Annotated in this window: 12 protein-coding genes; 11 read left to right on the top strand and 1 reads right to left on the bottom strand. The window is 31.0% G+C overall.

The annotated features are described in order from the left end of the window. The first annotated feature begins 217 nt into the window (after positions 1-217). The 11 genes from L1S33_RS04435 to L1S33_RS04385 all read left to right on the top strand — a co-directional run bounded on the left by L1S33_RS04435 (position 218) and on the right by L1S33_RS04385 (position 11,375). The gene (locus L1S33_RS04435) at positions 218-1,207 is read left to right on the top strand and encodes an AAA family ATPase (protein ID WP_240550795.1); all 990 of its coding nucleotides are present in this window, start codon (positions 218-220) and stop codon (positions 1,205-1,207) included. 49 nt (positions 1,208-1,256) lie between these two features. Beyond that, positions 1,257-2,120, top strand: coding sequence for a DUF58 domain-containing protein (locus L1S33_RS04430; protein WP_240561384.1), 864 nt, complete (start codon positions 1,257-1,259; stop codon positions 2,118-2,120). A gap of 4 nt (positions 2,121-2,124) precedes the next feature. Next, positions 2,125-3,030, top strand: coding sequence for a hypothetical protein (locus L1S33_RS04425; protein WP_303435052.1), 906 nt, complete (start codon positions 2,125-2,127; stop codon positions 3,028-3,030). Beyond that, entirely contained in the window at positions 3,017-4,024 is a 1,008-nt protein-coding gene (locus L1S33_RS04420; RefSeq protein ID WP_240561382.1) for a vWA domain-containing protein, read from the top strand. The genes L1S33_RS04425 and L1S33_RS04420 overlap by 14 nt, the downstream gene beginning before the upstream one ends. A gap of 2 nt (positions 4,025-4,026) precedes the next feature. Next, positions 4,027-5,067, top strand: coding sequence for a VWA domain-containing protein (locus tag L1S33_RS04415; RefSeq protein WP_240561381.1), 1,041 nt, complete (start codon positions 4,027-4,029; stop codon positions 5,065-5,067). 1 nt (position 5,068) lies between these two features. After that, complete coding sequence (locus L1S33_RS04410; protein ID WP_240561380.1) at positions 5,069-5,863, top strand: tetratricopeptide repeat protein; 795 nt, start codon at positions 5,069-5,071, stop codon at positions 5,861-5,863. 28 nt (positions 5,864-5,891) lie between these two features. Further along, complete coding sequence (locus tag L1S33_RS04405; RefSeq protein WP_240550801.1) at positions 5,892-7,655, top strand: BatD family protein; 1,764 nt, start codon at positions 5,892-5,894, stop codon at positions 7,653-7,655. Continuing rightward, positions 7,652-8,413: an SH3 domain-containing protein gene (locus L1S33_RS04400; RefSeq protein WP_240561379.1), complete on the top strand. Its 762-nt coding sequence runs from the start codon at positions 7,652-7,654 to the stop codon at positions 8,411-8,413. The genes L1S33_RS04405 and L1S33_RS04400 overlap by 4 nt, the downstream gene beginning before the upstream one ends. A 63-nt stretch (positions 8,414-8,476) precedes the next feature. Beyond that, on the top strand, positions 8,477-8,773 hold the full coding sequence (locus tag L1S33_RS04395) for a hypothetical protein (RefSeq protein ID WP_240561378.1): 297 nt from the start codon (positions 8,477-8,479) through the stop codon (positions 8,771-8,773). A gap of 89 nt (positions 8,774-8,862) precedes the next feature. Next, positions 8,863-10,728 carry a SulP family inorganic anion transporter gene (locus L1S33_RS04390; RefSeq protein ID WP_240561377.1) on the top strand — a complete coding sequence of 622 codons (1,866 nt, stop codon included), beginning with the start codon at positions 8,863-8,865 and terminating at the stop codon, positions 10,726-10,728. An 11-nt stretch (positions 10,729-10,739) separates the two neighbouring features. Then, on the top strand, positions 10,740-11,375 hold the full coding sequence (locus L1S33_RS04385) for a carbonic anhydrase family protein (RefSeq protein ID WP_240550804.1): 636 nt from the start codon (positions 10,740-10,742) through the stop codon (positions 11,373-11,375). 53 nt (positions 11,376-11,428) lie between these two features. Here L1S33_RS04385 and L1S33_RS04380 read toward each other — a convergent pair whose 3' ends face one another. Further along, a complete protein-coding gene (locus L1S33_RS04380; protein WP_240561376.1) occupies positions 11,429-12,307 on the bottom strand; it encodes a bile acid:sodium symporter family protein in 879 nt (292 codons plus the stop codon). Positions 12,308-12,312: the final 5 nt, after the last annotated feature.

Genomic DNA, 12,312 nt, shown 5'->3' with positions numbered 1-12,312 from the left:
ATACAAATATTTATATTTTTTTTAACAAATACAAACTATTATTAACATATTTATAACTTTAACACCTACACACTAGATAATAATAACTGACAAGCCATTTAAACCTAAAAAAATGCACCTAACTAAACATTAATCTTTAACCATACTTTAACAACTCAAAATTTACTATTATTGTAGCTTTGTTTTTCTAAAATTATAATACAAATAAAGATATCAAATGGATGTAGATGTAAGAGCTATTAATGAGAAAATTGAAAGAGAAAGTGCTTTTGTAGACATACTTACAACTGAAATAAACAAAGTTATTATCGGTCAAAAAGAAATGGTTGAGCGTTTATTGATTGGTTTATTAGGTAACGGACACATACTTTTAGAAGGTGTTCCTGGACTTGCAAAAACACTTGCAATTAATACTTTATCAAAAGCTGTACAAGCAAGCTTTAGTAGAGTTCAGTTTACTCCAGATTTATTACCTGCAGATGTTGTTGGTACTATGATCTATAATGTAAAAGAAAATGATTTTTCAATAAAAAAAGGACCAATTTTTGCAAACTTTGTATTAGCAGATGAAATTAACAGAGCACCTGCAAAAGTGCAATCTGCTTTATTAGAAGCAATGCAAGAACGTCAAATTACTATTGGCGACACTACTTTTAAATTAGAGGAACCATTTCTAGTAATGGCAACACAAAACCCAGTTGAGCAAGAAGGAACATACCCGTTACCAGAAGCACAAATGGACCGTTTTATGTTGAAGGTTGTTATAGATTATCCAAAATTAGCGGATGAACAATTAATTATGCGTCAGAATTTAAATGGCGGATTTCAAACTGTTAACCCAACAGTTTCTGTTGCTGAAATAATTAAAGCTCGTGAAGTTGTTAACGAGGTTTATATGGACGAAAAGATTGAAAAATATATTTTAGACATCATTTTTGCAACTCGTTATCCAGAAAAATACAATTTAGAAAACTTAAAACCATTAATTAGTTTTGGTGCATCTCCTCGTGGAAGTATCAATTTAGCCAAAGCGGCAAAATGTTACGCTTTTATTAAACGAAGAGGTTATGTAATCCCAGAAGATGTGCGCGCCATCGTATACGATGTTTTACGTCATAGAATTGGAGTTACTTATGAAGCAGAAGCGGAAAACATTTCTTCAATGGATATTATTAGTAAAATAGTAAACGAAATTGAAGTACCATAAATCAGTATTCAGTCACAGACTTATTACTGCAAACTGCCAACTGAAATAAATGGATACAAAAGAATTACTTAAAAAAGTTCGTAAAATAGAGATTAAGACTAAACGTTTGTCTAATCATATTTTTGGAGGCGAATATCATTCGACATTTAAAGGTCGTGGTATGACGTTTTCTGAAGTGCGACAATACCAATATGGCGATGATATTAGAGCTATAGATTGGAATGTTACTGCACGTTACAACGAAACTTATATAAAAGTTTTTGAAGAAGAAAGAGAGCTAACCATGATGTTGATGGTTGACGTTTCTGGATCAGAACTTTTTGGAACCAAAGATCAATTTAAAAAAGATACTGTTACAGAAATTGCTGCAACGTTAGCATTTTCAGCAATTCAAAATAACGATAAAGTTGGTTTAATACTGTTTTCGGATGCTATAGAACTATACATTCCACCTAAAAAAGGAAGAAGTCACGTTTTAAGAATTATTAGAGAATTAATTGAATTTAAACCAAAAAGTAAGCAAACTAATATTGCTGAAGCGTTTAAGTTTCTCTCTAACGTAATGAAGAAAAGAGCCATTGTTTTTATGTTGTCTGATTTTATGGATGATGATTATGAACGTACTTTAAAAATTGCTGGAAACAAACATGATGTAACAGGAATTAGAGTGTATGACAAACACGATGAGGAAATTCCGAATTTAGGAATGGTACCAATGTTAGATGCTGAAAGCGGACAAGTAAGTTTAGTTAACACTTCATCAAAAGCAGTAAGAACTAGTTATAAAGCTAACGCATTAAGGCTTTCAGATTATTTTATTTCAACCTTTAAAAAAAGTGGCGCAGGAACTATAAATACTCGTATAGACGAGAGTTATGTTAAAAAATTACTTGGCTATTTTAAACACAAATAATACATTGAAAAAAGCATTATTTTACATATTATTTTTTGTTTCCTTTCTTGGATTTTCTCAAGTTAAAGTGGAAATTGATACTGCAAATATTAGAATTGGAGAGCAGTTTCAATATAAAATTTCTATTAATGAAACGGAAAATGTTATTATCCCAAAATTAGCTTTAAAAGGCTTAGAAGTTGTTGACTCAACCAAAATAGACACCGTTAAAAACAGTTTAATTAGAAAATATATTTTAACAGGTTTTGATAGTGGTGCATTTTACATTCCACAACAGCAAGTATTTATAAAAAATCAGGCATTTTTAACTGACAGCTTATTGGTAAATGTAGCAACCGTAGCAGTTGATACTACTAAAGTGAAAAAATTTGCCATTAAAGGCATAAAATCTGAACCATATCAATTTGATGATTTTAAGAATCTTATTTACTGGATTCTAGCTGCACTTATTGTAATTGGATTATTGGTATATTATTTCTTTTTCCGTAAGAAAAAAGAGGAAGAAGAATTGATTATTGTTCCAACTTTAGCTCCTTTTGAAGAAGCAATGGAAAAACTACAACAATTAGATGAAAAGTTATTGTGGCAAAACAATCATGTTAAAAAATACTATAGTGAATTAACGGATATTGTACGTGGATACATTGAACGTGAATTAAATATTCCTGCTTTAGAAAGTACCACAGATGAGGTAATAGATACTTTAGTAGATTTTAATAACATAAAATCTATTGAAACTTCAAAAGAAACAATTAAAACACTAAAAGGATTATTACAAGAAGCCGATTTAGTAAAATTCGCAAAATCTAAACCAATGGCTTTAGAAATTGAAGAAGACCGAAAAGATGCAGAAAACATTATTGCTAATTTGAAACCTAAACCTATAATTACAGAAGATGAATTGGAGTAATTTCGAGTTTCATAGTCCAGAGTTTTTGTGGTTGCTTATAGCAATTCCATTACTTGCTTTGTGGTATTTTTTTAGCAGAAAAAGAGAAAGTGCACAACTTACAATACCAAGTATAAAAGGCTTTAATGTTAAAGGTTCTTTTCTTCCGAAGTTAAAACCACTACTCTACTTGTTGCGCTTATTAGCCTTAACAGCTTTTATAGTTGCATTGGCACGACCAAGAAATGTTTCGGTAAGTAAAAAAACAAAAACAAACCGTGGAATTGATATTGTTATGGCAATTGATGTTTCAGCAAGTATGTTAGCAAAAGATTTAAAACCAAACCGATTAGAGGCTCTTAAAAAAGTAGCTGCGGAATTTGTTAATAGAAGACCAAATGACAGAATTGGTATTGTAATTTATGCTGGAGAAAGCTTTACACAAACACCAATTACAAGCGATAAATCAATTGTAAAAAGAACCATTTCTGAAATTAAATGGGGACAATTAGAAGGTGGAACCGCAATTGGAATGGGATTAGGTTCTGCTGTAAATAGACTAAAAGAAAGCAAAGCAAAAAGTAAGGTAATTATTTTGCTAACTGATGGTGTAAATAACTCCGGGAACATTGATCCAAGAACTGCAGCTGAACTTGCTAAAGAGTTAAAAATAAAAACATACACAATTGGAATTGGAACGAACGGAATGGCAGATTTTCCATGGAGTAAAGATCCAAGAACGGGTAAATTATCATTTAGAAAACAACAGGTAGAAATTGACGAAGCGTTGTTAAAACACATTGCAAAAGAAACCGAAGGAAAATATTTTAGAGCTACAGACAATTCAAAATTAATAGAAATTTATGATGAAATTGACAAGCTAGAAAAAACAAAAATAGAGGAATTCAAATACTATAATTACCAAGAAAAGTATCGAGATTTAGTATTACTTGGCTTAGTTTTATTATTACTAGAATTCATTTTAAGAAACACAGTATTTAAGAGTTTTATATAACAATGTACAAATTAGAAGAACCAATATATTTTTATTTACTAGCAGTTATTCCTGTAATGATTGTTGTTTTTCTGTTGGTTTTATGGTGGAAAAAAAGCACCCAGAAGAAATTTGCTAATTCAGATTTATTAGAAAGACTAGCACCAAATTCATCAACGTTTAAAACTACTTTAAAGTTAGTTTTCTTGTTAATTGGAATCGCTTTTTTAATAGTTTCTTTGGTAAATCCTAAAATGGGAACTAAGCTACAAACTGTTAAAAGAGAAGGTGTAGATGTAGTTTTTGCATTGGATGTTTCTAGAAGTATGTTGGCAGAAGATATTGCGCCAAACAGATTAGAAAAATCAAAACAAATTATCTCTAAAATTATTGATAAATTAGGTAGCGATAGAGTTGGAATTATAATTTACGCAGGTAATGCATATCCGCTTTTACCAATTACAACCGATCATGGAGCTGCAAAAATGTTTTTACAAAATGCAAATCCAGATTTAGTTTCTAGTCAAGGAACAGCAATAAATGAAGCGCTAAATTTGGCTAAAACTTATTACGATAATGATGAACAAACAAATCGTTTTTTAATCATTATTTCTGATGGAGAAGATCATCAAGAAGAAACCAAACAAGTAGCACAAAATATTGCCAACGAAGGCGTAAAAGTCTACACAATTGGTGTTGGAAAAGAAGAAGGCGCACCAATTCCTATGAAAATTAATGGCTCGCTTATTGGTTATAAAAAAGATAACAAAGGAGAAACCGTAATTACAAAACGTAAATCTGATGTTTTACAAGGAATTGCAGATGCTTCTGATGGAAATTATATAGACGGAAACAAAACTGATAATCCTGTAAAAATTATAGAAAACATTATTTCAAATGCGCAAAAAAGTGAGTTTGAAACAAAACAATTTTCTGACTATAAAGACCAATTTCAATGGTTTATTGGTATTGGTATTTTGTTTTTATTATTAGACATTTTTCTATTTGATAAAAAAACAAAATGGTTACGTAAAGTTGATTTATTTAACGAAGAAAAGAAGTAAAATGAAGATTTTTAAAAACATACTTTTATTCCTTTTAATGCTAACTTCTACTGGAATTTTAGCACAACAAGACACGCTTAAACTTCAAAGAGAAGCACGTGCTTTATTACGAGATGGAAACGATTTATATAACAAGCAAAAATATGTAGATGCTTCCGTAGCCTATAAAAAAGCATTGGGCAAAAACAGCAAATATCAAAAAGGAAACTACAATTTAGGAAACGCTTTATACCAAGAAAAAAATTACAAAGAAGCTGTTCCTCAATACGAATTAACCGCAAAAACAGCAAAAGATAAGTTTGCCAAAGCAGAAGCATATCACAATATTGGTAACGCAATGATGGAGCAAAAACAATATCAACCTGCTGTAGATGCTTATAAAAACTCGTTAAGAAATAATCCTAAAGATGATGAAACTCGTTATAACCTTGCAGTTGCACAACAACTATTAGACAAAGAAAATAAGGATAAGAAAGACGACAAGAACAAGGATAAAAATAAGGACAAAAAAGACGACAAGAAAAAGGACGATAAAAATAAAGACAAGGATAAAGATAAGAAAGACGGCGACGACAAGGATAAAAAGAAAGATGATAAAGATGGCAAAGGTGATGACAAGCAGGATAAAAATAAAGACAAGAAAAAACAAGAACCTAAGCCACAACAAGGAAAAATGACGCCTCAACAAATGAAGCAACTTTTAGAAAGTCTTAATAATGAAGAAAAAAAGACCCAGAAAAAGATGAATGCTAAAAAAGCAAAAGGTAAGAAAGTAAAACAAGAAAAAGACTGGTAAAATGTTATTTTTGCCGTTTTAAAGAATTATGAAGTTGAAATTTTACATAACATTTATACTAAGTTTTTTAGCTGTTATTGCAACCGCACAAGAAACTGAACTTACTGCAACTGTTAGTAAAAACAAATTGGGCGTAAACCAACGTTTACGTGTACAGTTTACCATAAACAAACAAGGAGCAGATAATTTTAAGTCGCCAAATTTTACAAATTTTAAAGTTGTTGGAGGCCCAAGTCAATCGGTTAGTCAATCTTGGATAAACGGTAAGGCAAGTTTTTCTCAATCTTACACGTATATTATTGAACCTAAAAGACAAGGTGAGTTTAATATACCAAGTGCAAGTATTGAAATAGAAGGAAAAACATTACAATCTAAACCTGTAAAAATTATTGTTACAGGAGCTGTTAAAGTTCCTAAAAACCCAAACGATCCGAATTATATTGCCGAGCAAAACATACATTTAGTAGCAGAAATATCTAAATCTAGACCTTATGTTGGCGAAGGAATTTATGTAGAATATCGCCTTTATTTTAGCGAAAATGTTGGTATTTACGACAATGCAATTACACAAGCCCCACAATATAATGGGTTTTGGAATCAAGAAATAAAACTAAATGGTATACAAGCAAAAATTGGCGAATATAATGGAGAACGTTATCGTTATGCAGTATTACACAAAGCCTATTTAATTCCTACAAAATCTGGTAAGTTAACAGTTGATCCTATGAAAATGGATATTGTTGTAGCGGTTCCTACAGGTCGTGGAGATTTCTTTGGAAACCCAATTACACGTCAAGTTCGTAGAGATTTTGCATCGGCAAGAAAAACAATTCAAGTTAAAGATTTACCATTAGAAAATAAACCTGAAGATTTTACAGGTGCAGTTGGTGAGTTTTCTTTTGATGTAACGCTAAGTAAAAACACACTTAAAGCAAACGAATCTTCACAAATTAAAGTAGGTGTAAAAGGAAAAGGAAACCTAAAATTATTTGAATTACCAACTATTGAAACTCCTGAAGAGTTGGAAGTATATGCACCAGAAAGGAAAGAAAAAGTAAGTGTTGGCGCTGGCGGTTTACGAGGAGAAGTATACGATTTATACACCGTAGTTCCAGAATACAAGGGGAAATATAAAATTCCAAATACATCATTTTCGTATTTTAATCCGAAGGAAAAAGCATATCAAACTATAACAACTGAAGATTTATATGTAGATGTTTTAGAAGGGAAGGAATTAGTTGCTAAAGTTGATGAAAACACAGTTAACAAACAAGCTGTAAAAGCAACAGGTAACAATTTTAGATACATACAAACTTCAAGCAGTTTTGCTACTTTAGAAAAGGATGATTTCTTTAAATCTAATTTATTTTATGTGCTGTTACTTTTACCGTTACTTTCAATTCCTATTGGTATTTTCTTAGCTAAAAAGAAAGAAGAACGCGACGGAGATATTATTGGTAATCGTTTACGAAAAGCAGACAAACTTGCTAAAAAATATTTATCAGAAGCACAAAAGCAACTAGGTAAAAAAGAAGCATTTTACGAAGCCTTAGAAAGAGCTTTACATAATTATTTAAAAGCCAAGTTAGGCATTGAAACTTCCGATATTAGTAGAGAAAAAATAACACTTCTTTTACAAGATAAGAAAATAGACAGTGCAACCATTTCTCAATTTATTGATGTATTAAAATCTAGTGATTTTGCACGTTACACACCAATAACCAACTTGCAAATGGAAGAAGAATACAACAACGCAAAACAAGTAATAACACAATTAGACAAGCAATTATGATGAAAAAAATCTTCTTTTTGCTGTTATTAATACCCAATATTTCATGGGCTCAAACTGCTGATGAATTATTTGAAACAGCAAACACATACTATAAAGACGGTAAATATCAAGAAGCAATAGATATTTACAATCAAATTGAAGCTAAAAAAGAAGTTTCTTCTGAGTTATATTACAACTTAGGAAATGCTTATTACAAACTAAATAAAGTTGCTCCAACGGTTTATAATTACGAGAAAGCTTTAAAATTAAATCCGCTAAATACAGACGCAAAAAACAATTTAATTTTTGCCAAAAGATTAACTTTAGATAGTATTGAAGAGTTACCAAAATCGCTGTTACAACAATTTAATAAAAACTACTTACAAAAACTCACCTATAATCAATGGGCAGCTGTTTGTGTCTTATTATCATTCTTGGCAGCTATCTTATTTTTAGTATTCTATTTTGCAGAAACTCCAAGTAGAAAAAGGCTGTTTTTTGTATTAAGTAGTCTTAGTTTTTTATTATTGATTACTACAATAGCTATAACTTATAATCAGTTCAACCTAAAGAAAAATACTGTTGAGGCTATTATTTTTAATGAAGAAGTTGACGTTAAAAATGCACCAACAGAAAACTCTAATGATGTTTTCACAATCCATGAAGGCACAAAAGTATTTGTTTTAGATACAGTAGATAATTGGAAAAAAATTAAACTTGCAGATGGTAAAATTGGTTGGACTATTGATGAAAATTTAAAAATTATAACCACTTTTTAGTTGTAAATTAACAATTATTAACGTGTACTTTCTTATTTTTGCTTTTTTAAAACATAAGTTAATTTGAAAATTAAAGTTGCAACTTTTTTTTTACTTCTCTTTACCAGTTTAATTGTAGCTCCTACAATAATAAGCCTGGTTGATAATACACAAGATATTACCATTTTATTAAACCTAAATGAAGAGGAAGAAAACACTGGGAAAGTTTCTTTAAAAGACATTAAACTTAAAGTTAATTCAACTCCATCAAACTCTTTTTTATTCAATAGAATTCAAAAGAAAAAAAACGTGCGTTTTACAACTAAAAACTACGTTTCTGAGTATCCAAAATTAGATACGCCTCCTCCAGAATTGAGTTAACTCAAATTCAATAAAATTTTTAATTCAAAATTATTAACCCTGTATCTTTCTTTAAATTTCAGAAAAAGATACTAATCAAACATTTATAAATGAAAAATTTATTCAGTAACCTTAAAGGTGATATTTTAGGTGGTATAACCGCTGGTATTGTTGCCTTACCTTTAGCACTAGCCTTTGGAGTTTCCTCTGGTTTAGGACCAAGTGCTGGTCTTTATGGTGCAATTTTTATTAGTTTTTTCGCTGCATTATTTGGCGGAACAAGCACACAAATCTCTGGACCAACTGCGCCTATGACTGCCGTAAGTATGGTTGTAATTGCTGGTTTAGTAGCTGCAAATGACGGAGATGTTTCAAAAGCTTTACCAATAATTTTAACTGTATTTTTATTAGCAGGTTTATTACAAGTTGGTTTAGGTTTAATTGGTTTAGGTAAATACATACGCTACATTCCGTACCCTGTAGTTTCTGGGTTTATGACCGCAATTGGAGTTATCATTTTAGTAACTCAAATTTTACCTGCCGTAGGTTATTATGCAAAAGAAGACGCTCAATTTGTAGAACAATTTAAACCGCAAGCGGAAGAAATAATTCTTGAAAACATATTAAAAGAAGAAGCTGGAGAAGGTATTCTAGTTTTAGAAAACTTTAAAGAAACAGTAGATAGAGCTGGAAAAATAACGCAAGATGATATTTTAAGAGAAAGTAAAACATTAGCAGGTAAAGAAGCTTCTGGTGTTATGGGAACTTTTAAAGTTTTGGGTAGAGCATTACAAAACATCAATTGGTTAGAGCTTTTATTAGCTTTAGGAACCATTGTAATTATCTACGGATTTAAAAAGATAACGACAGCTGTTCCAAGTACATTGGTTGCATTGTTAGTGGTAACGGTAGTTGCTATTTTCTTTTTTCCAGATTACAGACCAATAGAAGAAATTCCTGGCGGGTTTCCTGTTCCTAACTTAGGCATTTTTACAGACTTTAGTTTTAGTAGTGTAACGCCATATATTTTTACAGCGTTAACTTTAGCATTATTAGGTGCCATAGATTCACTTTTAACATCTGTTGTAGCAGATAATATGACCAAGACCAAACACAAACCGAATAAGGAATTAATTGGTCAAGGAATTGGAAATAGTATTGCCGCAGTTTTTGGTGGTATTCCTGGAGCTGGAGCAACTATTAGAACAGTTGTAAATATTAACTCTGGAGGTAAAACAAAACTTTCTGGTATGGTTGCTGGTATTATGTTATTAGTAATTATGTTAGCTTTAGGTCCTGTTGCATCTAAAATTCCTGCCGCAGTATTAGCAGGTATTTTAATTACCGTTGGTATTGGTGTAATGGATTATAAAGGTTTAAAAGCAATACCTGCTTTACCAAGAGACGCTAAAATTGGTCCTTTTAAAGTAAGTTCTGAAGTTATTATTATGTTGGTAGTATTACTTTTATCAACGTTCTGGAACTTAGTGTACGCCGTTGGTATTGGATTAGTAATTGCTTCCTTAATGTTTATGAAGAAAATTGGTGATTTAACAGCTGAACGTTCAGATGTAAAATCATTAAAAGAAGAAGCTTGGGACGACGAAAAAGAATTTCCAGCTAACTTACAAGAAGAAGTTTTTATCAAACACATAAAAGGGCCATTATTCTTTGGTTCTACAAGTGATTTCCAAGCATTAACCAAACAAATTCCAGACACTGCAAAAACAGTAATTTTAAGATTAGGTCGTATGCAATATATGGATCAATCTGGTTTATATGCAATGGAAGACATGCTTCAAGAATTAAAAAGCAAAGATGTTAATGTTCTATTTGTAGGTTTATTAAAACAACCTCGTTATATGATGGAACGTATTGACATTATTCCAGATTTTATTCCAAATGAGCATATTTTTAAAGATTTCAAAAAATGCTTAACTTGGGTTAAAGAAAACGTAAAAGACACAACAAACTAAAAAAACATATTATGCCACATAGAAATAAAGCAGTAACAAAAGACGTACAAGATAAATTAACACCTTTAATGGTATTACAAGATTTTATTGAAGGAAACTCTCGTTTTATAAGAGACGAAGTACATACAATAGATCATAAAGCATTAATAACACAAACTACAGATGGTCAACACCCAAAAGCAATTGTACTTTCATGTATTGACTCTAGGGTTCCTGTAGAGTTAATTTTTGATCAAACTATTGGAGATGTTTTTGTAGCTAGAGTTGCAGGAAACTTCGAAAATGTAGACATTTTAGGTTCTATGGAATATTCTTGTAAAGTTGCAGGAAGTAAGTTAATCTTTGTATTGGGTCACGAAAGTTGTGGAGCAATTAAAGCAGCTTGCGACCATGTAGAATTAGGAAACATTACTTCAATGTTAGACAATATTCAGCCAGCAGTTAAAAAATCTGAAACACAAGTAAAAGGGAAACACAACTCTTCTAATACAGAGTTTGTAAACCACACAATTGAAAACAACGTAAGATTAACCATTGATAGAATTAGAGAAAAAAGTCCTATTCTAAAAGAAATGGAAGATAACGGAGAAATTAAAATTGTTGGTGGTGTTTACCATATTAGCTCAGGTAAAGTTGCCATGTTATAAAAACAATCTTTTTTATATTGAAAAGCGAACCGAGAGGTTCGCTTTTTTTTATTTTAATTAGAAACGGTTTCTTTTCTTTTACCAAAATACCACATTAAAAATCCTCCAGTTACAAACATCCAAATAGAATAAGCTCCTGTTGGTATTCCCATTTCAGCATTATTTAATATAGAAGTAGCAATAACAAATGCTAATGTTCCGTTTTGTATTCCGCTTTCTACTGTAACAGAAATACTACTTTTAAAATCGAGTTTAAACAACTTAGCTGTTAAAAAACCTAAGCTCATTGTTGCAATATTTAAAACCAACGTAACCAAACCAACTTCTTTCATTGCGCTAGCAATTACGTCTATATTTGCTGCTATAACTGCTATAAAAACCAATATAAAAATTACTGTAGAAGCAATACGCATTGGTTTTTCCATTCGTTTTGCAAAACTAGTTTTATACTTACGGATTAACATACCAATTGAAATAGGAATAACCGTAATAACCATTATTTGTAAAATAGTATCTACTATTGGTAATTGGATTGTAATATTTGTGTCTGAACCAAAATACGCTAAAGCGTACGATAAAATAAACGGAATTGTAAGTACACTAACAATACTCGCTATAGCCGTTAAAGTAACCGATAACGCAATATTTCCTTTACAAACCTGTGTTATTAAATTACTTGTTGGACCACCAGGACACGTTGCTAAAATTAGTAAACCAACTGCCATAGTTGGATTTAAACCAAAAACAACTGCCAATGTAAAACCAATAATTGGTAAAAATATAAGCTGATTGGTTAACCCAATTAAAACTGCTTTAGGTTTTTTTGCGATTCTAGTAAAATCGGAAGGTACTAACGTCATTCCCATTCCTAGCATAATAACAGCAAGAGAAACAGGCAAAAAAATGGTACTTATAAGTTGAGCAGCAGACATACGTT

This window comes from Tenacibaculum aquimarinum, from assembly GCF_022478115.1.
GTDB lineage: Bacteria > Bacteroidota > Bacteroidia > Flavobacteriales > Flavobacteriaceae > Polaribacter > Polaribacter aquimarinum_A.
The sequence above is the reverse complement of the archived record's forward strand: the minus strand, read 5'-3'. Positions and strand labels throughout refer to the sequence as shown.